A 24,038-nucleotide genomic window follows, 5' to 3' on the forward strand; every position below is an offset into this window, starting at 1 on the left:
ACAAGGGAACGTTAAACAGCGAGCTTAATAAAAGCAGTCGTTGAAGAGTGACGAATACAGGTTTCACGGAGTGGATGATACCTGATTGGGAAAATTTCAACCGCCTTGTCATCTATATACGACCCAATCCTCAATCTAGATCACTGAAATAAAAACGATTTTAATGACTGTGAAACGCTCACCCAAATGCCATGTTATTTCCCATTTTCCCGACGACTTTATAGCGACACTTAACCCAAAGGGCGCTAGCCTTGGCTGGGGCGGCGCCTTGAACAATCGAAATGCGGTATTAAAAATGAATCGTTTTATTATCCCAATCTACGTAGCTCAGCTCACCGTCAAAATCTAACGATTCGACAATGTCGATTAATTGTTGACTCACAAACTCGGGGGAAAACAACCGTTCTTTCGGAACATTGGCCTGAAACGGCTCAGATAAGCGGGAATCGGTGGTGCCCGGGTGAAAGGCGATGAGCTTAACGTTTTTAAAACGTCGTGAAAATTCGATACTCATGGTCTTCAATAACATATTTAGCGCGGCTTTCGACGCTCTGTAACTATACCAACCCCCAAGGTGGTTATCACTAATACTGCCAACGCGTGCACTGAAGCAGATAACTTTGCATGGGTGTTTAAGCGCGAATAGCGCCGTCAGATTTTGCAGCCATAGGGCTGGCATAAAGGCATTGGTTGTCATGACATGTTGCAACGTTTGTAAATCGAGATCTTCTATCTTTTTCTCGGGGTAAAAGCTGCGAGAATTTTGCTCTGTTTGCAAATTTCCATGTAGTACACCATTGCAAATGTAAATAGTATCAATGGCTTGATGATGTTCGAGTATTGTGTCACAGCATTGCTGGATTTGTGCTGGAGAATAATCACAAGGCAAATCGATGACGTTAACAAGTCTGCCGGTATCGCAATACTCTGGTTTTATTGCGGGTAAGGACGAACGGGAGATACGGAGCACAGTGTCTTGAGCGCTATCCACTGACAACTTCTCGTTAGGCACCGCCACGATTGAACTTGTGTCGGTATTGCAATTGGCAACGGAGTCGGCGATGGCTTTAGCGATGGCGCTTGAAGCGCCGATGATCAATGTGGTGGCCATGTCAGTAGGTCCTCATTTCGGTTATCAAAATGGCGGTTGGCTATTCTGACTTGTTCAAATCGGCACATGCGCTGCAATCTAACCGTTCTTGTCCGGTTAGCCAGCGAGAGATTTTAAAGCGATGTTTCGCAAACATCAGGTATGCCTTATCGGCACCACTACGAATGATGGGCCACCGCAACGGTGCGACTCGCCATTTTTCACCGACTAGTGACCAGGCTCTGTAAGTCACATCTAATCCATACATCAAGTTCCCTGCATCGTCCTCGCCGTGCAAAATGGCTTTTGCTTTGTCTACATCGATGTGAGGATACAGCTCTGAAAAATCGAGGCGATTGATATCAACAAAATAGATGGCGTTGGCAGTATTTTTGCCTTGTAAGGAACGCATTTCCTGAACACACAATGGACAATGACCGTCGTAATAAATTTTCAGTTTCATAGCGCTAAACTCCAACGAAACGTTATATTAGCTAGCCGCCAAACCATGGAAAAGGATCAGTGCAGCGAGAAGAAGATGTAAGCCACTGACAACCAGAGTCAGCCTTTTACGCATTGAGAAGTAATCGGGATAAATTTCCGCATAGTTTTCAAGTGTAGCTTCATGTTTGAAAATAAGCAGGTAAGCAACGAGCAGCAAGGTTACCGCAGTGAGGCTCGAATTCATCATCAGACTGACAAAAGCCGTAAGAGAAATGAGGTTAGAAGTGATGAGTTCACGGTCGTATATCGCTTCTCCGTTGTTTTTTAAACTATTGGCCCATAGCGTGCCGGCGAGGAAACTTAAAATTACAGCGCTGTACAGGATAAACAGTGTATCTCCCGTCAGAGTGAAAACTTTTACATCAAACGCGAAAAGAGAAACTCCAGCAACAAAGGGGAGCAAGCCAGCGTATCCGAGACGTTTGTATGTTGGCATGATGCCCTCCGATGTTTCACTGAAGCGTTTATTTCAATAAATGACTTACTGAGATATACGGGGGAGGGGGCCAAATTGATCACTCCCTTAGGGGGATAGATGCGAACATACGCGTCTGGATGACAACTGCGAACTGAAGTGCTCCTAAGGTGACAAAGTTGGCCTTCCCGTCATTCCCAGACACTACTGGGGATCTAAAGTAAAAGCAGATCCCCACTTTCGTGAGGATGACGGTGGGAGTGGACGGGACGAAACGGCTCTTCCCGTCATTCCCAGACACTACTGGGAATCTAAATTAAAAGCAGATCCCCACTTTCGTGAGGATGACGGCAGGGGCGGTGCCTGCTAGGCTTTTCCGTCCACGAATTAGTCACCCAAAAACCTGCCGGGACTAAGGTTTTATCCACCCCCACAGCCTTCCCGTCATTCCCAGACACTACTGGGAATCTAAAGTAAAGCAGATCCCCACTTTCGTGAGGATGACGGTGGGAGTTAGGGTGACGGAAAGAGTTAGAGTTATGGAATGAGGGTGAGCAGCAGTGAGGATGATAAATATGCTCTTCTCGTCATTCCCAGACACTACTGGGAATCTAAAGTAAAGCAGATCCCCACTTTCGTGAGGATGACGGTGGGAGTTAGGGTGACGGAAAGAGTTAGAGTTATGGAATGAGGGTGAGCAGCAGTGAGGATGATAAATATGCTCTTCCCGTCATTCCCAGACACTACTGGGAATCTAAAGTAAAGCAGATCCCCACTTTCGTGAGGATGACGGCAGGAGTTAGGATGACGGTGGCAGTTAGGATGACGGAAATAGTTAGAGTTATGGAATGAGGGTGAGCAGAAGTGAGGATGACGGCAGGGGCAGTGCCTGCTAGGCTTTTCCATCCACGCAGTAGTCACCCAAAAACCTGCCGGGACTAAGGTTTTATCCACCCGACGAAGTCATCCCTCGACAACAGCGGGGATGGAGCATCCATCACCGCTTAGTTATTGATCCCTTCTCTAACCCAACGTTGCCATTGCAAAGTGCGTCCTAAAATCAGTCGCTTTAAACTACGGAACAGTGCCTGAAATTCGATGATATCGACCAAATAAAACAGGATCCAGGCGATCGGGGCAAAGAGCCATAAGTTCAAATGATGCTTTGGCTTGTGATCACACAAGAGTTGGATGTACGTCATGGTCGTCATCAGCGCGATGAGCAAGACTAACGGAGCATAATTGCCACTGTAAAAGCTGTACCCTAAAAATAACGTCACCAGTAATAACTCACACAGCAAAATAAACTCACCGTAAATGGCGATTGGTAAGGTAATAAAGGTGAGATATTTGTTGTGCTTTTTATGGCTGCTAAAGAATAGATCCCGATACCGTAATAAGGTTTGGAAACGACCAAACTTCCAACGCAGACGTTGATTACACCAACCTTTGTAATCGGAGGGCGCTTCGGTGTATGTGATGGCGTCGGCGGCATAACGGGTTTTGTAGCCTAACGATAGAATGCGCAACGAGATCTCAATATCTTCGGTAATGATGTCAGTATCAAAGCCGCCAAGCTTGGTCAGGACATCACGACGATAACTGGCGGCTGCTCCACCAATAATAAACACAGAATTAAATACTGAGTCTGCACGGCGCAGGAAAAAACCACACAGATATTCAAGTTGTTGCACTAAACCGATAATTTTTTGTTTATTGGCAATGACAACATTGCCGGCAACGGCACCTACCTTAGAACTTTGGAACTGTTTAACGGTATTTTTAATGGCATCATTGGCCATCAAACAATCACCGTCAATCGTCATCACAATATCTTTGGTTGCCAGCTTTAAACCTTTGTTTAACGCCGTAGCCTTACCGCCGTTTTTCAAATACAAATACTTGATATCAGGTTTGAATCGGTTTTTTGGGAAATACCGGCTGGAGAATTTTTTCAGGTAGTCCTGCACCAAGTCATGGGTTTCATCGCTAGAGCCATCATTGATTACGATGATTTCAAGATCCGGGTATTGGTTATTAACAACCGACTCTATGGTGCCAATGATCCCGGTGGCCTCGTTATAGGCAGGGATCAATACGGATACGCTCTTCGGTTTTATATTTCGCGCTTTGCGGTTAATTCTGCGTTGCCGGAAAGAGTAAATGGGTAATGCGAATAATTGAATCAGGTACTTGCTTAAAATTGGTGCCAATAGCAGAAAAATACCAATACGAATGGCTTCTAAATCCGCATAAAACTGAGGCGTTGAATGGAAATAAAGCCAGATGATGCTGCCTGTGATCAGGTAGCCAATACATAAAAGTGCGAGTTTTCCCCATACGGATGAAGACATAATGTAGTCGCTTTATTGTTATTAATTAATAGTGTGATATGGGTTGCGAATTTGCACAACCTCATTACGTCAGGGGGCTAACTAGGGGCTAGTATGACAGGAATTTGTCACCGGACACAAATTAAACTTTGTAATTTAACGTAATGAAAGATCATAAAAACGCTGGATAACTCGGTGTTTTTGCATATGAAATAATGGGAGGAGGGTAAGCAAACGTAAAAACCGAGTGGCATTTAATAAGGTGGCGCGCAAAGAAAAGGCCCCTAATGTTACATTAGGGGCCTTCAAAGACAGATGTATTAAGGGAGGTTTTACTATCTTTGCTTAGCTGGTTTTGCCTTCTAACAAGCTTTTACCATTGATGGCAATCTTGCGAGGCTTTAATGCTTCTGGAATTTCACGTTCCAGGTCAACATGTAACAGGCCATTTTCCATATGGGCGGAAACAACTTTTACGTGGTCCGCGAGTTGGAATTTGCGCTCAAAGTTGCGCTCGGCAATGCCCTGATATAAAAATTTTCGATTGGCATCGGATTCATTGGCTTGTTTTGTGCCAGTGATCGTCAACGAGTTTTCTTTGGATTCAATATCTAATTCTGCTTCGACGAATCCTGCAACGGCCATCGAGATGCGATATTTATCATCGGCAATTGATTCAATATTATACGGTGGATAAGCCGGCTGTTTTTCAGCGCGAGAGGCTTTATCCATTAATGAAGCTAAGTGCTCGGCACCAATGAATGAACGGTATAGTGGAGAAAAATCTGTAGAAATAGTACGCATAGTCATATCCTATTTATAGCAATATGTGAATTTAAAGTGCCTTTCATTAAGAACAGGCGGTTATTTGTAGACCCTTTATGGCGACTACAATTAACTATATGGGGCGGGCAAAAATAGATTCAAGGTTTTTTCTTAAAAAATTTTAAACGTTGCGGTTACTCGGTAAAAAATTGGTGCAGCTGAAGGTGTAACAAAGGCGATATTTTGCAAGGCAAAACGGCGCAATCTGAATAAAATCTCTGATTGAAGTCTCTGTTTTATTTTATCAAAAAACTGGCCAGGATTATTCGAAATTTTGGCAGGATGTATGAGCGTTCAGCGCGATTTTCTCACGGGCCGCATCAACAAATATCCACACAAACGAGGATTAAAACAATCAACGACTCAATTGAATCGGTTTTACACTTTTGGTTTTCTGAACTTTCAAACGAGCTCTCGCCGAAATCTCAAGCTGAACTTTGGTATGCGGCAACGGTACAGCAGGACAAAGAAATTGAAGATAAATTTGCGTATCTGATAGAGCGGGCCGGTAGCGAGCAACTAAGTGATTGGCAAAATACACCGAAAGGCTCACTGGCGCTAATTATCTTATTGGATCAAATGCCTCGAAACATCCATCGCGGCAGCGCTCAGGCGTTTGCCTATGATGCACTGGCACTTCAGTATTGTCTCGATGGTATCGACAAAGGCCATGACCAGTCTTTATGTTTGATTGAAAGGTGCTTTTATTATCACCCGCTTGAACACAGTGAATCGTTAACGATGCAAAACCTATGTTTACTCAAATTTAATGAACTCGAAGATGAGTATTTCTTAGATGAGCATATCAAGGTGATTCAAAATTCATTACAGTTTGCCAAAGAGCATGCCGATATTATTGCAAAATTTGGACATTTCCCACATCGAAATAAGGTCTTGAAGCGCAAGTCTTCAGCGGAAGAAATGGAGTATTTGAAAACCGCGAAACGGTTTGGGCAATAACAATATTAAGGTGTTTATATTTTGGGAGGAGACTTATGCGGTATCTTCATGTTTTGCAATAAGCGATATGGCGTTTGATAGATTATTCTTTGATTTATCTATCAAGAATACAATCGTAGGTTTTCTGTTGCCATACGATTCTAAACCCTAAAATTAAAAAGGAGCCATTCGGCTCCTTTGTTTAACGTCTTACTTCACCATCATCAGCGCGGTATCGTAATCCGGCTCGTTGGAAATGTCTTTTACCAACTCTTTGTAGGCAATTTTACCATTTTTATCAATGATAATAATGGCACGGGTGAGTAACCCCATATCTTTGATCAGTAAACCATACTTGTTACCAAAATCGCGCCAGACAGAGTCTGACAGCACCATGATTTTATTTACCTTTTCTTTGGTGCAAAAACGTTTTTGCGCAAATGGTAAATCATTGGAGATGGTAAGCAATACAACGTCATCAGGCAGTCCGCCGACTTCATTATTGAATCGTTTGGTTTGAGTCGAGCAAACGCCAGTATCCAGACTTGGCACAACCGAAATCATCACTGTCTTTTCGGTAAAGTCGCTCAACGAGATTTTTTCAAAGCGCTCATTCACAACGGTAAACTGTGGTGCATCGTCGCCAACCTGCACAGGTTCGCCCAAAAGAGTAATGGGTTTCCCCCCCGCGGTTACTACATTGGCGGTGGTTGTTGTTCCTGGCACGGTTGCAACGGCATTACTGCTTGCTATTGACGTATTCGCATTAACCGAAAAACTCGCAGCGAGTGCTAACGTGATTAATAAGTGTTTCATATATTGGGGCAATTCCTTATCTACCTTTGTTATTGTCATGTTAACGTTTTTGAGTAACCGCTAGAAGTTAAAATTCGACTTTTTTACCGCCGACCCATGTCTGATGAACCTGAGTTTTCCAAATGTCCTTGCCCGGTATCGCAAATATGTCCTGATCGACCAGGATAAAATCCGCCTGCTTTTCGGGCTCTAACGAGCCTAAATAAGATTCTTGATGGCCGGCATAAGCGGCATCAAGCGTAAAGCTCTTAAATGCCTGCGCCATGCTCATAGCTTGTTCCGGATACCAACCGCCTTTCGGCAGGTTTTGTTTATCCTGACGGGTTAATGACGCATGTAAACCAAAGAAAGGGTTCGGGGACTCTACGGGAAAGTCGGAACCGGCCGCGATAATGACCTGTTTATTTAACAAGGTTTTCCAGGCATAAGCACCTTTGATCCGCTCTGAACCTAAACGATCTTCTGCCATGTTCTTATCCGACGTTGCGTGAGTGGCCTGCATCGATGCGATAATATCCATTTCGGCAAATCGCTCGATATCACTCATCTGCAATACTTGCGCGTGTTCAACCCGATGACGTAAGTCCCTGGATTGAGTTTTTGCGATAGCGTTTTGATAATGATCGAGCACGATTTTATTGGCGTTATCACCGATCGCATGCGTATTTACCTGAAAACCCGCTTGCATGGCGTGGTGGATAATGTTGCCAAGGGTTTTGTCATCATGCAGTAATAGCCCCCGATGGTGGGGCATATCGGAGTAATCTTCAATTAACGCGGCACCGCGACTGCCTAAGGCACCGTCCGCGGAAATTTTAACGCTGTTAATTTGCAGTTTTTTGTCATCACTCAGACTTGTTCCTTTGGCTAAGGTGGCTTTCCAGTTTGAGTCCATCACATCAACCATGGCATTGATCCGAATTGGCATCGATTGCTTCTTTATCAGGCTTTGATACGCCGCAATATTCTGTTTAGAAATTCCTGCATCATGCACAGACGTTAAGCCCATCGAAGCCAGTGAGCGCATGCTTTTTTCTAATGCTACTTCCATATCCTGCTGTGACAATGCAGGCATAGATTTGAAAATTAAGTCCATGGCATTATCCACAAACACGCCGGTCGGCTGATTATTCTTATCACGGATGATTTGACCGCCGTCCACTTCTTTGGTTGTTGAATCAATGCCGGCAACTGCCATTGCTTTGGAATTTACCCAAAGTGCATGCCCATCAACGCGAGACAATACCACTGGAGTATCAGGAAACACCTTGTCCAGAGATGCGGCGGTAGGAAATGCATTACTTGGCCATTGCACCTGGTTCCAGCCTCGGCCTTGGATCCATTTGCTATCGGAATTTTTTTGAGCAAAGTCTTTTACTCTAGCGACGGAGTCCTGCTCCGAGGGGGAGCCCATCAAGTCGACGCGCATCAGACTCAAACCGTAACTGAGCACATGGCCATGGGCATCAATTAAACCTGGCAACATAACGCGTCCCTTGCCATCAATCACGGTGGCATCACTTGCAGAGTCTATTTGATCGGTAAGTTTATATATCCGGTCAACTTTATCGTCGGTAAACTTCAAGGCCTTAAATGTCATTAATTCACCATCGGTGAAGGTATAGCCTTTTACATTTTTAATAATGGTGGTTTCGGCCAGTGCTGGCAATGGGCTCAGCGTGGATAGAGTCAAAACCAGTGGTAAAGATAGCGCCAAAGCGGTGTTCACGGAGCGGAATGAATAGGTCATAGTCGTAATTGTCTTTGTTAACATGCTGTTATCTTAGCAATGAATATCGCCATGGGCTAGAGGCAGATTTAGAGCCATCCTAAACATTTCTTTTAAAGGTGTTAACTGAGCAATTTTCGTTGATATACATCGACAGCAAAACCTAGAAGTGTTGTTGACAATTGCTTATGAAAATTCAGGCGCTTTACTACGTTCAAAGACGCGATGTTTTTCGGATCGATTAACGCGGATATGGTTTTCAGTCTGAGTTGTTTTTCGCAATATTTTAGCAATCCATCGGTTGCCTCTGTTGCCATGCCTTTGCCATGAAATTTTCCCGCGAGACGATAATTGATGTGCAACATATCCTGACCTTCAATTTGATGGCAATTCAGGCCACATATACCAACAAACTCATCATTGACCTTTGAAAATATCCCCCATTGACTAATCCCCGAACTTTGGTAACTCGCCTGACACTTTTCGATATATTGACCTATTTGTTGTTCGGAGTGCACACCAACAATCGAATACTGCATGATTTTCAGATCCGCTAATACGCTTTTAAGCGCCTCGGAATCTTCAGGGGTAAACTCACGAATAAATAAGCGTTCAGTTTTGAAAAGAGTCATGTTGATTGAGTTCTTTGGGCTAGTCGTAACGATCTGAAAATGATTGATTATCTTCTAAATAAAAATATCTCACAGATTTTGGACGAAACCAACCATCATGTTAAATCAGGGGTCAGAGTCGTTAAAATGTTCAACGACTCTGACCCCTTGATATTTATTTTCGGCGAAGTTTTGTATAGATAAATGTGATGATTAAAAAGACAAAGATCAGGCTGACGAGGATACGTTCAATCAGATAGCCCCACTGAGAAAATGGTGTTTCACCGGTTGTCAGGTGTACCTTAGTGCTTAAGGTTGCCTGTTCAAACTGAGGAATGGACTCGACAATATCACCATGGTGATCGATAACTGCGGTGATGCCATTATTGGTTGAGCGTAACATCGGTCGGCCAAATTCAATGGCGCGCATACGAGCGATGTCCAGATGCTGATGCGGGCCATGGGAGTCACCAAACCAGGCATCATTACTGACCGTCAATAACAAATCAGTGGTGTTGGACACATTGGCCGCCGTTTGTTGCGAAAATGCCACTTCAAAGCAAATTAACGGTGCGATGCGGATGCCATTGGCGACGAGATTCGTTTGCACATAATCGCCACGACTAAAGGATGACATGGGCAGGTCAAACAAAGGCGCAATTTTTCGCATAATCGATTCAAATGGCACGAATTCGCCAATCGGCAATAAGTGGTGTTTGTTATAGCGATTGCGATTAGAAGCATAATAATTGCTTTGGTTGGCATCAGTGCTGATGGGATCATCGTGAACCAAACTGCTCTGCGCCTGGCCTAAAACAATCAGGGTGTTAAAAAAGCTGCGGCTGTTCACTTCATAATTAATGATGCCGGTGATCAATGCGGTGTTGGTGTCGCTGGCCTTGGAATCGACTCGCTGCAAATAAGGTTGAGCCAGTGGTTCAAGGCGAGGAATGGCAGCTTCTGGCCAGATTATCAAATCATGATCTTGGTATAAGCTTTGCGTATCCTCAATGTACTGCTTGATAATGATATCTTCACGATCTTTGTCCCAGCGCAGGGATTGTTCGATATTACCTTGCACCATGGCAACCGATATCGGTTGTTGGGTTTGTTCAACCCAGACTGGGAATTGGCTGATGATCGTTAGCAATGCCAAAGCACCGAGGATAGTCGCATTTATCAAGCGTCGTTGATTGATGAGAACATAATAGATAGCGACACACGCAAGCACGACGAATAAAGACAATAAGGTTTCGCCGACAATGGGGACCAAGGCCACGAATGGGGAGTCGATTTGACTATAGCCTAGGGATAACCAAGGGAACCCGGTGAGCAATCGGGCCCGTAAAAACTCACTGGCAAACCAAAATAACGGCAACAGCAATAAGTGATAGTTCGCAAATATTCTCAGCGGCTTAATGCGTTGCGTGAGCCAAGCGGCAAGGGCTGGAAACAGTGACAGGTATGCACACAACAGCAGCATTAAGGTTAAAGAGGCAATCAGTGGCATGCCACCAAATTGTTCAATGCTGACATGTACCCAGGAGATCCCGGCGCTAAACCAGCCAAGACCAAAACTAAACCCTCGCCACCAGGCTTGTTTTGTGGTGGCGTTGTTAAGTTGTTGAATAAATACAAGTAGGCATAGCCAGGCAACCGGCCAGATTGAGTAGGGCGCATAGGCCAGAACCGTCAATAAGCCGGCAATAAAGCTGATAAAAAGACTCAATTTAGGAGATTTGATTGCACTCAAAAGACGATTCCATTAAATGGCAGTGACTGCCTTAGTTATTATTCTGTGTTTAATTTTATCTGTGTTTGGGATAAGTCGAAAAGGGTCTTACGCATATCCGGGACTGATTCAAAACAGATCGCCGCATATTTCGCAAAACCCTTAGTCAATATTTATCGCAGTTCAGGTTTAGCGTTCATCGACTAAACGACCATTAATTTCATGTTCCTTCGGAACGGTCACTTGCAGTTGCTGGATACGGCGCTTATCTGCCGATACGACTTTGAATTCAAAGCCATCGATAGCAATACTTTCGCCGCGAAGTGGCATATGACCAAAACGATGCATGATTGAGCCACCGATGGTATCGGCAACTTCTTCGTCAAAATCACAGTTAAAATATTCATTAAAATCGTCAAGATCGGTAAGTGCTTTGACATGAAAGACATTCCCGGCCAATCGACGAATTTCTCGCTCGAGCAAGTCGTCGTGCTCATCTTCAATCTCGCCAACGATTAATTCAAGAATGTCTTCAATGGTTACCAGGCCAGAAACCCCACCATATTCATCAACAACAACGGCCATATGATAGCGCTGCTGGCGAAACTCTTTTAACAAAGGCTCTACGCGTTTACTCTCCGGGATGATAATCGCCGGACGAATAATGTCTTTCAGCGTGCAACTACTCGCTTCTTTGGTAAACCCATAAGACAATAAATCTTTGGCCAACAAGACGCCTTCAATATGGTCAATATCATCGTTGATAACCGGAAAACGGGAGTGGGCAGATTCAAGCACAATCGGCAGAAATTCTTCAACCGGTTGTTGGATATCTACAGTAACCATATGTGAGCGCGGGATCATAATGTCTCGAACACGCATATCGGCAACTTCCAATACACCTTCGAGCATTTGTTTGGTAGCGGGTTTTATCAATTCACGGTCTTGAGCATCTTGTAATACTTCGACCAATTCTTCTTTGTTTTGCGGCTCTCCGGTAAATGCTTGTACAATTTTTTCCATAAAGGACTTGGAAGAGCCGTTGCTAGAGTGCGGGTTGTCGTCGCTCATAGAGCAGTATTTTCACCTTTGTAAATAAATCAAAAAGACCAGTTGTCAGAAACAATTAGTCGGTTATATAGGGGTTATCGATTGTTAATGATGCCAATAGCTTAACCTCTAAAGCTTCCATTTCATCAGCATCTTCTTCTCTTATATGATCATAGCCCAATAAATGCAAGCACCCATGGATGATCATATGAGCCCAATGGGCATGTAGCGTTTTACTTTGTTCGCGGGCTTCTTGTTCCACCACTGCAGCACAAACGACGAGATCTCCCAACAAATTCATTTCGATACCCTCTGGCACTTCAAATGGAAATGACAATACATTGGTGGGTTTATCTTTGTCGCGATATTCACGATTTAGCTGTTGTGATTCTTCAAGCTCGACGATACGCACCGTAAGTTCGCTATCTTTTTGATAGTGCGCCAATGCGGTATCGACCCATAATTGCACATCATCCAGAGCCGGAAGGTCGTGTTGGTCATCACAGGCAATTTGTAAATCCAGTGTATTGGTTTGTGTCGTCAATGTGGTTGCTTCTAGGTTGGCGGGAACGGGATACGTCAATCGAATTCGTGCCTAGGGTGGCGAGGCCTTCAGATACAGCCAGGCTTCGCACCCAGGACAATCAAGTAGAGTCTGATTATCCGCAAAAGTTCCGCAATATTGTTTAAAAATTAATCTTTTTGTTCTTCCTGATCTGGTTGCTCCGTCGGAGTCGCCTGATTCGTCGTGTTGCTTTGATTTTGGCGTTTTGCCTGATACGTCGCTTGAGATTGTTTGGTATCATGGCGCTCATACGCTTCCACAATTCGTGCCACAACGGCATGCCGAACGACATCTTTTGACTGGAAAAAATTAAAACTAACGCCTTTGATATTATCCAATACCTCAATTGCATGGCGCAAACCGGAGCGCTGGCCGCGGGGTAAATCGACCTGGGTAATATCCCCGGTGATGACGGCTTTGGAGTTAAAACCGATACGGGTCAGGAACATTTTCATTTGTTCCACCGTCGTATTTTGGCTTTCATCCAGAATAATAAACGCATCATTTAAAGTGCGGCCACGCATATAGGCAAGAGGCGCAACTTCAATGACGTTACGCTCAATCAGTTTTTCAACTTTTTCAAAACCAAGCATTTCAAAAAGAGCATCATATAAAGGGCGCAGATATGGGTCGACTTTTTGCGATAAATCGCCGGGTAAGAAGCCGAGTTTTTCGCCCGCTTCTACCGCCGGACGGGTAAGCAGGATACGGCGAACTTCCTGACGCTCTAACGCATCAACGGCGCAGGCGACAGCAAGGTAGGTTTTACCGGTACCGGCAACACCAACACCAAAACTAATATCATTGGTCAGGACATTCTGGACATAGGTCTTCTGATTTTCGTTACGGGGCTTGATCAAACCGCGTTTGGTTTTGATCGTCACCATTTTTTCGTAATCGACTTCGTGATCTGAGCCTTGTTCAAGAATATTGACTTCATGGATGGCCAGATGCAGCATTTCTGGGGTGATATTACCCGCTTTGCCTTTCACTTCCGCGGTTTCAATATATAACTCTTTGATTAATCGAGCCACAGCTTCACTGTGGGTGTGATTACCGTGAATTTTAAACGCATTGCCGCGATAGGCGATTTCAACCCCTAACAGGCGCTCGATTTTGCGCAGGTTCTCATCCAAAGGGCCGCACAAATTGGCAAGCCTGTGATTATCCATGGGTTCCAGAGTTAAATCTAAGCTGGTTTTCATTATGTTAAACCATATGTCCTTTATTATCGCGTCGGTAAAATTTTTGTCAGCCCCGAAGCCTGGCTTTATGTTTTGCAAGCAAAGGACCCACCTAGTGGATCCTATTCACTCGTTATGGCGTGTAAGTTTCAACACCTAGGTTATCCGAAGCATTGCCAGAGGCAGCTTGCTTTTGGTGATGCTGGTTAGCAAGAATGTCCGCCGGGGAATGGGCAATACGCAGCCCCATTTCACTCTCGGTACGAATCAACTTACCGCGCAATGAGTTGCTATACACATCGGTAATTTCGACATCAACAAACTGGCCGATTACGGTATGCGGTGCTTCAAAGTTGACGATTCGGTTGTTCTCTGTGCGGCCGCGCAGTTCCATCGGGTTCTTTTTCGATGGGCCTTCTACCAGGATCCGTTGCTCGGTCCCTAACATTTTCCGGGCAATGGACAACGCCTGAGTATTGATACGATCCTGCAGAATCTTTAATCGCTGCTTTTTGGTCGCTTCTGTAACATCATCTACGGCATCTGCGGCAGGCGTACCTGGACGGGCACTGTAGATAAAGCTAAAGCTCAGATCAAAATCAATGGCTTTGATCAGGTTCATGGTCGCTTCAAAATCGTCATCGGTTTCACCCGGGTAGCCGATAATGAAATCCGAAGACATACAGATGTCAGGGCGAACCTTACGCAGGCGGCGGATTTTACTCTTGTATTCGATTGCTGTGTGACCACGTTTCATCATATTCAAAATGCGATCGCTACCGCTTTGCACTGGCAAGTGCAAGTGACTGACCAGTTCAGGCACATCGGCATAAACATCGGTAATGTCGTCGGTAAATTCGACTGGATGCGATGTGGTGTAACGAATGCGATCAATACCATCGATGGTGGCTACCAGACGGAGTAAATCGGAAAAGCGACATACACTGCCATCATGCGTGTCACCACGATACGCGTTGACGTTTTGCCCGAGAAGGTTCACTTCCCGAACGCCTTGTTCGGCTAATTGGGCAATTTCGTAAAGTACATCATCCAATGGACGCGACACTTCTTCGCCGCGAGTGTATGGTACAACACAGAACGTACAGTATTTGCTACAACCTTCCATAATTGAAACAAACGCCGTCGGACCTTCCGCTTTCGGTTCCGGTAAACGGTCAAATTTTTCAATCTCAGGAAAGCTGACATCGACGACGGAGCTGTGCTCTCCCGTTACCTGTTGGATCATTTCTGGCAAACGATGCAAGGTTTGCGGACCAAATACGATGTCTACAAACGGCGCGCGTTGACGGATCGCATCGCCTTCTTGAGAGGCGACACAGCCACCAACGCCGATGATTAAATCTGGATTATTGGCCTTAAGATTCTTCCAACGTCCCAATTGGTGAAATACTTTCTCTTGCGCTTTTTCACGAATAGAGCAGGTGTTCAGTAACAAAACATCCGCGTCTTCCGGTTCTTTTGCTTCAACCAAACCATGGGTGGAATCTAACAGGTCAGCCATTTTTTGCGAGTCGTACTCGTTCATCTGGCAGCCCCAGGTCTTAATAAACAGCTTTTTAGTCATGCACGTTTGCCTAAGTAAGTCTTTGTACTGCTCAAAGTATATCCTGTGTTTCAGGGAATGGTTCACCTGTCAGGGATGGAATAATCATTCCCGCGACAATCCGTTTCGGCGACACCTTTAACAATCAAAAATGCGATGAATTGGCGCGTGAGCAGTGTCTAAATAAAAAAGGAGCATATTTTACTCTTTCTTGGCACGCCACGCCACTATCAGGCTGTTATTAATTTGTAAAGTTCGGAAGGAGTTTACGTAGTTATTGTGCGCGGGTGCACGGCGGGTGCATTCTCAGTGCTGCCAAAAGATACATTTGTCTTTGTAAATCGGCTGATATTTTGGAATAAGCGCGAATAGCAATGCCCAGTTTTACAATTCATTGCTGCTTTGCATTTACTGACTTTAGTTTACTGCTATCAATCGCAGTAATTAATCACAGATATCCAGCACTGACCTCTAGTACTGCCATCGAGTACCGTTATTCGTTGTCTTTCGTTGGACGCCAAATAACGGCACTAGGTGCTACAGGACGGTGCTGCAGGGCGCTTACCCGATACAGACTATTTCGCGGCATTGTCGCTATCCGTCCAATTTTCACCGGCACCAGTTTGGGCGATTTGGTTATTGATTTGGCGGGTTTGCTTGCCAATATCGGCAATGGTCTGGCGAGCCTGATTGTAGATTTCTAGTTGTCCTTGATAGTCAAGATACTGCAATGCATGCTGCGTTGTTTGGCTAATGGTATCCACCTTATCAACATAGTTGACGGTATATGTCGCAATGGCACCTGAGGTTGCGATTGTGTCCGAAGGGGCATTGGTTTTTGCTTGCGTCGCATGGGACATAAACAGACCGGTTGCTAGAGCTGCGATAATGAAGGTGGTCACCGAGGGGACTAATGGAGTTTTCATAATGATTTCCTGATTGAAATTTAAATGATTGCGTAGTTAATAGAACTGCATCTTAAGATAGGAGATGTTAAAAAATCGTTGCAAAGGGGTTGTAACTATTTATGTCTAAAAGCGCGTTTTCAGAGATTTTGTTACACTCTCCTTAAGATCAACGTTTTAACCTGAAAAACCAGCAACTTATCGACTCATGATTTAACTTGCTGTTAAATAAGTGGAAATTCGGTTTTTGTCCGTGAAGTGGTGAAATAGTGGCAGGGAAATTTTTCATTCCCATTACTTTTTTTCTTTTGCTCTGGCATCAATACTACCTTGTCCTTTACAATTTCAGTTAAATGGATTGGCTTATGATGGTTGGAATCGTCAATAAGTTAGTGATCACACAAAGCTTTATAGGCAAATGGGCAGGTTAATGGAAAGATTTGATTGTCTGATTATCGGTGGCGGTATGGTTGGGGCGACTACAGCGGTCGCCTTAGCGGAATTAGGGCTGAAAATTGCGTTGGTTGATACCCATAAACCCCAACCTGAATTGCTGGCTGAAGCCTCGTCATTTATTGACACGCAAGATTTTAATCTCAGGGTATCTGCCATATCCCTAGGCTCAGAGCAGTTTTTACAACAATTGCAAATATGGCAACAAGTGCTGGAATGGCGAGCATGTCCTTATCGACGTCTTGGCGTTTGGGAGCATGGCATGAGTTATGCTGAATTTCATTGCGATCAAATCAAACAGTCTCATCTTGGCCATATCGTTGAAAATCATTTGTTGCAGGCGTCTGCCTGGAGACAAATGCAAAATAAACCCAACATTACTGTCTTTGCACCGGCAAATCTGCAAGCGATTGACTGTCATCCAGACAAGGTAATTGCCCGCATCGACGACAAAGAAATTTACTGTGAGTTGCTGCTTGGTGCCGATGGTGGCAATTCTAATGTGCGTCGGATGGCAGAGATTGGCACCAGCGGTTGGGATTACCAGCACTCGGCGATGTTAATTAATGTCATCACTGAGCACGAGCAACAAGACATTACCTGGCAGCATTTTATTGATGGTGCTCCGGTGGCAATGTTACCTTTGCCGGGCAATCGCGCATCGTTGGTTTGGTACGACAAACCCAATACCATCAACGAATTGGCAAATTTGTCAAACGCACAACTCCAACAAAAAATCCTAGACCATTTTCCGAAACGCCTCGGCCAGATAGAGGTTGTTGATAAAGCGGCATTCCCTTTGGTTCGGCGCCATGCTAATCAATATGTGAAAGGCCGTGTTGTTTTGCTTGGTGACGCCGCCCATTCCATCAATCCGTTAGCGGGGCAGGGGGTAAACCTTGGTTTTAAAGATGTAAAAGCGTTACAGGAAGTGATAGCTACCGCGATAGGTTCGGGCGAGCATTACGCAAGTGCGAAGGTTTTACAGCGTTATGAGAAACAGCGTCGCAATGATAATTTGTTGATGATGACAACCATGGATTTAATTTACCGAGGCTTTAAACAACCTTCGGGACCAATAAAACTGTTACGAAATCTAGGGCTCTTCGGCGCTCAACGGCTTGGACCGATTAAAGACAAGGTATTGGCTTACGCCTGCGGCTTGTAAGCTAAAAAAAATCAAGGGGTCAGAGTTGTTGATTTTCCCATCAACAACTCTGACCCCTTGATTTTTTCGTGATAAACGAAAAAAACTCCGAAGTTAATCTCATCAGAAATTAGCTTCGGAGTTTTTTAATGGTGCGGGAGGAGAGACTTGAACTCTCACATCCTAGGATACTGGAACCTAAATCCAGCGCGTCTACCAATTCCGCCACTCCCGCGAACGATGTGCATTATAGGGAAGGCAATTTAAAGCGCAAGCTTTTTTTATGAGGAATTTTAAAAAATTTGTTCGTTTGTCTGATAAATGCTCACAAGGCGGGATGTGTCATCAAAAAAGGCGCAAAATTAGCGCCTTTTCGAGGCATGATCATATCGGCTTAAAGTCCAAGCACCATCTTGCCTTGCTTGAAGACAATGTCGACTGGAATTTGCGCATCTTCAAGTTTGGCTAAATCTGCCGCCAACGCTTCTTTAATCATTCCCGATTCTTCCATGAGCTTGCCGACACCATCATAATCGCCATCACCCTGTAATGTCAGGATCCGCTCCGACAATGAATCGATTGCTGCGGTCATCTTCTCCATGTTGACACTGTATAAACCTTGCTCGTCGCGGGAAAACGCGCCATTGTCGGCAAAGTAATTAAAACGAACCATATTGGCCTTGCCATGGGCGCTGCTGGCTCCGAATCGCACAGAGCGGAAAATGCCCGCCATAAATGTGGTGTAGTAGTCTTTTAACTCACCTTCGGTAATAACCTTCTCGGCTAACAATTGACGCACCATATACAGCCCAAGGATATCCGCTTTCCCTTCCTCTAAGGCAGAAGCATGTTCTTTCAACGCCTGGCGCACGGTGCCTTTGTCATTAATGGTATTTTTAATGCCTAAACCGTGAGCCACTTCATGGAACATGGTATTGGCAAAAAAGGCATTGAAAGTGACGTGTTTGCGGTCTTCTTCAACAATCAGTTGTTTGGAAATTGGCAACATAATGGCGTCAAACTTTGCGCGCATGGCATTTTTTAACTGTAGGCGGCGAGTGCCTTTTTGTAATTGAACTTCTTCGTCATTTGGCAGGTTAATGGCAATCGTTTTACCGCCGGCGTTGGAATGACCCGCGTAGTAGATAACATCGTACGCATTCAGATCGGCATCGGATCCTGGCACTTCTTTTTTATAGGCTTTTTTCACCGGTAAATCTTTCTGAAGTTTGGGCAGGTGTTCGGCATATTTCGCCAACTTGTCGCTCCAACTCATGTCTTTGACCAAGACATAGGATTCAAAGGCGCTGCGATAACCGAACAATAAATCTTCATAGGTTTCGATCGGGCCGATGACCACATCAATGGGGTTGGTTTTCATATCCATCCAAGCCATATCGGATGCCTGATATTCATCACTGCGCAACGCTTTCGCGCGCATTTTTAAGTAATTGCCAAAGGCTTTATCATCGGCATACGTCGACGCTTTTTCTAAAATCGCCGCCGCGCGATCAATGTGATCGGTATAGGCTTCCGAATAGGGGATCGAGAAAAGGTTGCCTTCTTTGTCTTTGCGCACGACAGTGTATAATGACGTTTTGCCTTTAAAATCGGCGTTTTCAAACGCTTCTTTGCTCATATCTTCCGGGTAAAATTGTGCCCCTTCACTCTTTTCTGCCACCGAGGTCAGAAATGGTTTGTCAGCATCGAGACGATCCCAGGGACCATAGTTGATCTCGACAAAACGTTTTACCGCCGGATCATCAATTTGTTTCAGCAGTTCTTTTTTTCCTTCGCCATAGGCTTGTAACCAAAACAGTTCATCCATAATTTTTGAAGCATCAATAAGCAAGGACAACATCTCACGCTGATTATCACTTAAATGGCTAAGGTCGGCATTGAGTTCAACTTCCTGATAGATATTCAGGCGTTCTTTAAATTCTGGTTTTAATGTGAGGCGCTTTTCGGTCGCAGTTACTTGCATGCTACCGAGACTGGTGGCAAGTAATATCGCCGCGCTTAAGCGTGAAATTGATTTTAAAGCCAACATAAAAATACTCCATGACAATTTTTGGCAGTGTGAGAACTGTTTACTTCGTCGCCATTTCTTGGCGAGTAGCGTCAATGAACAGTCCTTAGCTATGGCGAAAGACTAGAAAATTATCGTAACAATAGCAACTTGTGTTGTTTTACCAGTGCCTTCACACCGTTAAACATTATTACCTGCGAAGATTCATTTTTTTGAGCAAAATGATGAATTTTGCGTTAACTTATCAAAGTAGTTTCGATATTTTATGAGGGAAAGGCTATGAAACATATTGTGATTTCGTTTTTAGGTAAGGATAAACCCGGTATCGTTGATACGCTGGCGACAACCGTAAAACAGCATCATGGTAACTGGCAAACCTCAAGTATGCGCAAGTTATCGGGATTTTTTGCAGGTATTTTGGAGGTCTCGGTCGATAGTGAGCACAGCGATGGTCTGTTGTCGGCGCTTGAAAGTATCGACGGATTGCAAATATCTACTCAGGTGGCCGAGCCGGAATCGGCGGCTGATGCAACCATACGATTGGATCTTACCGCCAATGATCGAATCGGTATTATTGGAGAAATTTCGTCCGTTATTCATGCCAAGGGCGGCAATCTGGTAAAGCTGGTCAGTACTCAGGGAAATGCACCGCATTTTGGCCAGAAACTATTTAAAGCGACTGCTACCATCGCCATTACCGGTGAAGAGCATATTGATGCATTAGTTGGAGCGTTAGAAGGGATCGCAGACGATTTAATTGTTGATGTGGTCGTAAACTAACGCTTCTTCGTGTGATAACGGAAATTGAAATTTCCTTAAGATAATAGGTGACAGGGCTCAGAAAAAGCACGTCACCTTGCGTCATTCACCGCTTGAACTCACAGCTCAACTCGGCCGTTGGCACTAAGTGAAATTACCGGATTAGCCTGTATGATGCAAATAAGTAAAAATATTTTTCTAGAGAAACAAAAAAGCCACCAGGCGGTGGCTTTCAACTATAAGGCGTTAATCGTTAACGATTAAAAAAGCCCAAGTTTTTTCAATTCTTTCTCAGATACCGTTGCCGGAAGTGGGATGTAGCCATCTTTTTCGACAATTTTCTGCCCCGACTTCGATAAAAGCATTTTTAAAAACTCGGCTTCTTTTGGCGCTAATGGCTTACTTGGATGCTTATTCACATAAACATACAGATAACGAGACAGTGGATAGTCACCAGAGATAGCATTATCCATATTGGCATCAACGTAATCGTTACCTTTCTTACTCAGGGGCAGGGCACGAACACCAGAAGTCTTATAGCCAATACCTGAATAACCGATACCGTTAAGTGAAGCGGAAACCGATTGCACGACTGAGGCGCTGCCCGGTTGCTCGTTTACGGTATTTTTAAAATCCCCTTTACATAAGGCTTTGGATTTAAAGTAACCGTAAGTACCTGATACAGAGTTTCGGCCATACAGTTGAATGTCTTTCCCAGCCCAGTCACCCGTGAGTTCAAGATCACCCCAGCGATCAAAGTCTTTTTCGCCTTTACATTTACGGTTGCTAGAAAAAATCGCGTCAACCTGTTGAATGCTCAAACCTTCAATCGGGTTATCTTTGTGCACGAACACCGCTAATGCGTCAATGGCAACCCGCACTGGTGTTGGTTTATAACCAAATTTCTTTTCAAAAGCCTGGATTTCTTTAGATTTCATCTTGCGGCTCATTGGCCCCATATTGGCGGTGGCTTCCGTCAATGCAGGTGGCGCCGTTGAAGAACCTGCCGCCTGGATCTGAATGTTCACGCTTGGATAATTGCGCTTAAATTCTTCCGCCCAAAATGTCATCATGTTGGCAAGCGTATCAGAGCCCACAGAAGAAAGGTTGCCAGAAATACCACTTACTTTCTTGTATTCGGGTAGATTCTCATCCATTGCCAATGTAGATTGGCTGGTGAACGTGGCAATCGTAAAACTTACCGCGGTTAATACTCGCTTCATCGTCATTGTATTCTCCCAAGATTTGTCTTGATTAAAAAATTCAAAATTATCTTAAGAACTAATTGTGACGCTTTTATGACAAGTCGTGAATTAATATTTAAAACGATGTAACTACAACCAAATCATCCTATGCCGAATCGTTGCCTTTCCCGATAAATATTATATTTCAGATACCATTTTATTAATGAAAAGTTAATGCTTACAGCGGCGTCTAAAAATAAGGGAAAAAAATTTTAACTTGTCACAAAAGTGTCATATTCAAATGTCACAATGCGCTCAACAAAAATTACTATTAGCCAATTAATCTTTAGGGTAGCGCAATGAACTTAGTAAAAACTTCGGCAGCATTCGCTGTATTCACTGTATTTTCTTCGACAGCTTTAGCAAACAACGAATTTTATGGTAAAGCCAACGTGACTGTTCAACTTTCTGACGAAGGTGAGGGCAGTTTCTCGGAAGTGAAAAGTAACGCATCACGTTTAGGGGTTAACTCTCACTATGAAATTAGTGATGACTTAAAAGTGATTGTTAAATTCGAAGTACAGGTTGATGTAGACGGTGAAGGTGACGAAAACATCTCTGGACGCAATCAATATGTCGGTTTGGAAGGAAGCTTCGGTAAATTAGTACTGGGCAAAAACGATACGGTTACTAAGCAGTCGCAAGGTAAAGTTGATTTATTCAACGATATGGAAGGCGATATCAAAAATATTTTTCAAGGTGAAAACCGTCTTCGTGATACCGTAACCTACAAGACTCCAAAATTTGGCCAGTTCCAGTTAGGTCTTACTTACGTAACTAACGGTAGTGCCAATGAGGATGACGAAGGCGTCAGTGCAGCACTGTTTTACGGGGACAATCAATTGAAGCAAACAGATTGGTTCGCTTCAGTTGCCATGGACCGTGATGTTAAAGGGTATGATGTTAATCGTGCAACGGTTTCAACCAAGTTAGCGGGCATTGTTTTAGGTGCGATGATCCAGAATCAGGAAAATCTTGATTCCGGTGAAGAATTGGACGGATACTTTGTTTCAGCAAAATATTCTATCGAAAACTGGGATCTTAAAGGCCAATTTCAAAGCGGCAATTATGAATTGGAAGAGACGGGTTTGGTAACGTCAGACGATGCGACTGGCTACACCGTTGGTGTTGATTATAAACTTGCCAAAAATGCCAAAATCATGGCGTTTTACACCGACTTTCAATTTGATGATGCAACTGACCGTAACTATTTCGGTACCGGTATCGAATATAAATTCTAAGTTTGAGGGCAGTCAAGGGTTTAAACATCCTGTTTAATCACGCCCCTTAACCCGGACAATAAAGAAGCCGCATTTAATGCGGCTTTTTTCTTGCTAATTGCAACGGTATAACTGATGATCTTTTTATGAACACTGTCATAAAAGTGTCATCTTGGGTAGGCACAATGAGGTTAGTGTTTAGTTAATCAGTTTGTCAGGAAGGACTATGAACCGACAAATATTAGTTGTTGAAGATGAAGCGCCGATCCGGGAAATGATCACCTTTGTGCTCGAGCAAAATGGTTTTAATACCATCGAAGCGGCAGACTATAACGAAGCAAAGGCTTGTTTAGTTGACCCGCTGCCGGATTTGGTATTGTTGGACTGGATGTTACCCGGTGGTAGCGGCATTAAAATTGCCAAGGAGATGAAGCAGCTCGACTACACTCGAAAAATTCCAATCATCATGCTAACGGCTCGCTCCGACGAAGACGATAAAGTGAAAGGCTTTGACGTTGGTGTTGATGACTATGTGACCAAACCTTTTTCTCCCAAAGAACTGATTGCTCGCATTAAAGCGGTGATCCGTCGCGTGGTGCCAACGGCGTTAGAAGAGTTAATCGAGTTCAAAGGCCTTAGCTTAGATCCGGTTTCACACCGTGTTGCCATCGATAACAAGCCAATTGAACTTGGGCCGACAGAGTTTAAGATGCTGCACTTTTTTATGACTCACCCCGAAAGAGTTTACTCCAGAGAACAATTACTTGATAATGTTTGGGGAACCAATGTTTATGTGGAAGACCGAACGGTGGATGTGCATATTCGGCGGCTACGCAAATCTATTTCGGGCGATGGTCATGAAGAGTTTGTGCAAACCGTACGCGGTGCAGGCTATCGATTTTCCAGTAAGGTTAACTAATCAAC

The 24,038-nt window shown here is 44.2% G+C and carries 21 protein-coding genes and 1 tRNA gene; 5 read left to right on the forward strand and 17 right to left on the reverse strand.

The genetic code is table 11. From position 1 onward, the window contains the following. Nucleotides 1–289 precede the first annotated feature (289 nt). The 5 genes from FE810_RS09380 to FE810_RS09400 all read right to left on the reverse strand — a co-directional run bounded on the left by FE810_RS09380 (nucleotide 290) and on the right by FE810_RS09400 (nucleotide 5,146). Nucleotides 290–1,111, reverse strand: a complete 822-nt coding sequence (locus FE810_RS09380) for an SDR family NAD(P)-dependent oxidoreductase (RefSeq protein WP_138319798.1) — start codon at nucleotides 1,109–1,111, stop codon at nucleotides 290–292. A 40-nt stretch (nucleotides 1,112–1,151) separates the two neighbouring features. Further along, nucleotides 1,152–1,553 carry a thiol-disulfide oxidoreductase DCC family protein gene (locus tag FE810_RS09385; protein ID WP_138319799.1) on the reverse strand — a complete coding sequence of 134 codons (402 nt, stop codon included), beginning with the start codon at nucleotides 1,551–1,553 and terminating at the stop codon, nucleotides 1,152–1,154. Nucleotides 1,554–1,580: 27 nt separating this feature from the next. Beyond that, on the reverse strand, nucleotides 1,581–2,030 hold the full coding sequence (locus tag FE810_RS09390; RefSeq protein ID WP_138319800.1) for a DUF3429 domain-containing protein: 450 nt from the start codon (nucleotides 2,028–2,030) through the stop codon (nucleotides 1,581–1,583). A gap of 983 nt (nucleotides 2,031–3,013) precedes the next feature. Beyond that, nucleotides 3,014–4,363: a glycosyltransferase family 2 protein gene (locus FE810_RS09395; protein WP_138319801.1), complete on the reverse strand. Its 1,350-nt coding sequence runs from the start codon at nucleotides 4,361–4,363 to the stop codon at nucleotides 3,014–3,016. 324 nt (nucleotides 4,364–4,687) lie between these two features. After that, nucleotides 4,688–5,146, reverse strand: a complete 459-nt coding sequence (locus FE810_RS09400) for an Hsp20 family protein (RefSeq protein ID WP_138319802.1) — start codon at nucleotides 5,144–5,146, stop codon at nucleotides 4,688–4,690. Between the two features lie 243 nt (nucleotides 5,147–5,389). On the opposite strand from FE810_RS09400, the gene FE810_RS09405 reads away from it, so the two are divergent. After that, the gene (locus FE810_RS09405; RefSeq protein ID WP_171022321.1) at nucleotides 5,390–6,127 is read left to right on the forward strand and encodes a DUF924 family protein; all 738 of its coding nucleotides are present in this window, start codon (nucleotides 5,390–5,392) and stop codon (nucleotides 6,125–6,127) included. Nucleotides 6,128–6,316: 189 nt separating this feature from the next. Here the strand turns inward: FE810_RS09405 and tpx are convergent, their stop codons facing one another. The 9 genes from tpx to FE810_RS09450 all read right to left on the reverse strand — a co-directional run bounded on the left by tpx (nucleotide 6,317) and on the right by FE810_RS09450 (nucleotide 16,283). After that, the gene (tpx, locus tag FE810_RS09410; protein ID WP_246037011.1) at nucleotides 6,317–6,961 is read right to left on the reverse strand and encodes a thiol peroxidase; all 645 of its coding nucleotides are present in this window, start codon (nucleotides 6,959–6,961) and stop codon (nucleotides 6,317–6,319) included. Nucleotides 6,962–6,989: 28 nt separating this feature from the next. Beyond that, nucleotides 6,990–8,696, reverse strand: coding sequence for an amidohydrolase (locus tag FE810_RS09415; RefSeq protein WP_246037012.1), 1,707 nt, complete (start codon nucleotides 8,694–8,696; stop codon nucleotides 6,990–6,992). A 77-nt stretch (nucleotides 8,697–8,773) separates the two neighbouring features. Further along, entirely contained in the window at nucleotides 8,774–9,283 is a 510-nt protein-coding gene (locus FE810_RS09420) for a GNAT family N-acetyltransferase (RefSeq protein WP_138319804.1), read from the reverse strand. Between the two features lie 154 nt (nucleotides 9,284–9,437). Next, the gene (lnt, locus tag FE810_RS09425; RefSeq protein ID WP_246037013.1) at nucleotides 9,438–11,015 is read right to left on the reverse strand and encodes an apolipoprotein N-acyltransferase; all 1,578 of its coding nucleotides are present in this window, start codon (nucleotides 11,013–11,015) and stop codon (nucleotides 9,438–9,440) included. A gap of 168 nt (nucleotides 11,016–11,183) precedes the next feature. Beyond that, a complete protein-coding gene (locus FE810_RS09430) occupies nucleotides 11,184–12,065 on the reverse strand; it encodes a CorC family transporter (RefSeq protein WP_138319805.1) in 882 nt (293 codons plus the stop codon). A gap of 55 nt (nucleotides 12,066–12,120) precedes the next feature. Beyond that, on the reverse strand, nucleotides 12,121–12,567 hold the full coding sequence (ybeY, locus tag FE810_RS09435; RefSeq protein WP_171022326.1) for an rRNA maturation RNase YbeY: 447 nt from the start codon (nucleotides 12,565–12,567) through the stop codon (nucleotides 12,121–12,123). Nucleotides 12,568–12,737: 170 nt separating this feature from the next. Continuing rightward, the gene (locus FE810_RS09440) at nucleotides 12,738–13,814 is read right to left on the reverse strand and encodes a PhoH family protein (protein WP_138319806.1); all 1,077 of its coding nucleotides are present in this window, start codon (nucleotides 13,812–13,814) and stop codon (nucleotides 12,738–12,740) included. 112 nt (nucleotides 13,815–13,926) lie between these two features. Further along, complete coding sequence (gene miaB / locus FE810_RS09445; protein WP_138319807.1) at nucleotides 13,927–15,378, reverse strand: tRNA (N6-isopentenyl adenosine(37)-C2)-methylthiotransferase MiaB; 1,452 nt, start codon at nucleotides 15,376–15,378, stop codon at nucleotides 13,927–13,929. Between the two features lie 554 nt (nucleotides 15,379–15,932). Beyond that, nucleotides 15,933–16,283, reverse strand: coding sequence for a hypothetical protein (locus tag FE810_RS09450; protein WP_138319808.1), 351 nt, complete (start codon nucleotides 16,281–16,283; stop codon nucleotides 15,933–15,935). Nucleotides 16,284–16,692: 409 nt separating this feature from the next. On the opposite strand from FE810_RS09450, the gene FE810_RS09455 reads away from it, so the two are divergent. Further along, nucleotides 16,693–17,883 (forward strand): FAD-dependent oxidoreductase, encoded by a 1,191-nt coding sequence (locus FE810_RS09455; RefSeq protein WP_138319809.1) that lies wholly within the window; start codon nucleotides 16,693–16,695, stop codon nucleotides 17,881–17,883. A gap of 129 nt (nucleotides 17,884–18,012) precedes the next feature. Here the strand turns inward: FE810_RS09455 and FE810_RS09460 are convergent. Beyond that, nucleotides 18,013–18,097: transfer RNA gene (locus FE810_RS09460), tRNA-Leu, on the reverse strand. Between the two features lie 159 nt (nucleotides 18,098–18,256). After that, a complete protein-coding gene (locus FE810_RS09465) occupies nucleotides 18,257–19,912 on the reverse strand; it encodes a dipeptidyl-peptidase 3 family protein (protein WP_138319810.1) in 1,656 nt (551 codons plus the stop codon). A gap of 258 nt (nucleotides 19,913–20,170) precedes the next feature. On the opposite strand from FE810_RS09465, the gene FE810_RS09470 reads away from it, so the two are divergent. After that, nucleotides 20,171–20,671, forward strand: coding sequence for a glycine cleavage system transcriptional repressor (locus tag FE810_RS09470; RefSeq protein ID WP_138319811.1), 501 nt, complete (start codon nucleotides 20,171–20,173; stop codon nucleotides 20,669–20,671). Nucleotides 20,672–20,910: 239 nt separating this feature from the next. On the opposite strand, the gene FE810_RS09475 is transcribed toward FE810_RS09470, so the two are convergent. Continuing rightward, nucleotides 20,911–21,879: a PstS family phosphate ABC transporter substrate-binding protein gene (locus tag FE810_RS09475; protein WP_138319812.1), complete on the reverse strand. Its 969-nt coding sequence runs from the start codon at nucleotides 21,877–21,879 to the stop codon at nucleotides 20,911–20,913. A gap of 314 nt (nucleotides 21,880–22,193) precedes the next feature. Between FE810_RS09475 and FE810_RS09480 the strand changes: the two genes are divergently transcribed. Together FE810_RS09480 and phoB are read left to right on the forward strand one after the other, a co-directional pair. After that, nucleotides 22,194–23,135: a porin gene (locus FE810_RS09480; protein WP_138319813.1), complete on the forward strand. Its 942-nt coding sequence runs from the start codon at nucleotides 22,194–22,196 to the stop codon at nucleotides 23,133–23,135. 205 nt (nucleotides 23,136–23,340) lie between these two features. Then, complete coding sequence (gene phoB / locus FE810_RS09485; protein WP_138319814.1) at nucleotides 23,341–24,033, forward strand: phosphate regulon transcriptional regulator PhoB; 693 nt, start codon at nucleotides 23,341–23,343, stop codon at nucleotides 24,031–24,033. Nucleotides 24,034–24,038 lie beyond the last annotated feature (5 nt).

This window comes from Thalassotalea litorea (assembly GCF_005843925.1).
In the GTDB taxonomy this organism is placed as follows: Bacteria; Pseudomonadota; Gammaproteobacteria; order Enterobacterales; family Alteromonadaceae; genus Thalassotalea_A; species Thalassotalea_A litorea_A.

Coding starts and splice junctions, on each gene's coding strand:
- FE810_RS09380 (WP_138319798.1), bottom strand. CDS start 1,111: ATGGCCACCACATTGATCATCGGCGCTTCAAGCGCCATCGCTAAAGCC.
- FE810_RS09385 (WP_138319799.1), bottom strand. CDS start 1,553: ATGAAACTGAAAATTTATTACGACGGTCATTGTCCATTGTGTGTTCAG.
- FE810_RS09390 (WP_138319800.1), bottom strand. CDS start 2,030: ATGCCAACATACAAACGTCTCGGATACGCTGGCTTGCTCCCCTTTGTT.
- FE810_RS09395 (WP_138319801.1), bottom strand. CDS start 4,363: ATGTCTTCATCCGTATGGGGAAAACTCGCACTTTTATGTATTGGCTAC.
- FE810_RS09400 (WP_138319802.1), bottom strand. CDS start 5,146: ATGCGTACTATTTCTACAGATTTTTCTCCACTATACCGTTCATTCATT.
- tpx (WP_246037011.1), bottom strand. CDS start 6,961: ATGACAATAACAAAGGTAGATAAGGAATTGCCCCAATATATGAAACAC.
- FE810_RS09415 (WP_246037012.1), bottom strand. CDS start 8,696: ATGTTAACAAAGACAATTACGACTATGACCTATTCATTCCGCTCCGTG.
- FE810_RS09420 (WP_138319804.1), bottom strand. CDS start 9,283: ATGACTCTTTTCAAAACTGAACGCTTATTTATTCGTGAGTTTACCCCT.
- FE810_RS09430 (WP_138319805.1), bottom strand. CDS start 12,065: ATGAGCGACGACAACCCGCACTCTAGCAACGGCTCTTCCAAGTCCTTT.
- FE810_RS09440 (WP_138319806.1), bottom strand. CDS start 13,814: ATGAAAACCAGCTTAGATTTAACTCTGGAACCCATGGATAATCACAGG.
- miaB (WP_138319807.1), bottom strand. CDS start 15,378: ATGACTAAAAAGCTGTTTATTAAGACCTGGGGCTGCCAGATGAACGAG.
- FE810_RS09450 (WP_138319808.1), bottom strand. CDS start 16,283: ATGAAAACTCCATTAGTCCCCTCGGTGACCACCTTCATTATCGCAGCT.
- FE810_RS09455 (WP_138319809.1), top strand. CDS start 16,693: ATGGAAAGATTTGATTGTCTGATTATCGGTGGCGGTATGGTTGGGGCG.
- FE810_RS09465 (WP_138319810.1), bottom strand. CDS start 19,912: ATGTTGGCTTTAAAATCAATTTCACGCTTAAGCGCGGCGATATTACTT.
- FE810_RS09470 (WP_138319811.1), top strand. CDS start 20,171: ATGAAACATATTGTGATTTCGTTTTTAGGTAAGGATAAACCCGGTATC.
- FE810_RS09475 (WP_138319812.1), bottom strand. CDS start 21,879: ATGACGATGAAGCGAGTATTAACCGCGGTAAGTTTTACGATTGCCACG.
- FE810_RS09480 (WP_138319813.1), top strand. CDS start 22,194: ATGAACTTAGTAAAAACTTCGGCAGCATTCGCTGTATTCACTGTATTT.
- phoB (WP_138319814.1), top strand. CDS start 23,341: ATGAACCGACAAATATTAGTTGTTGAAGATGAAGCGCCGATCCGGGAA.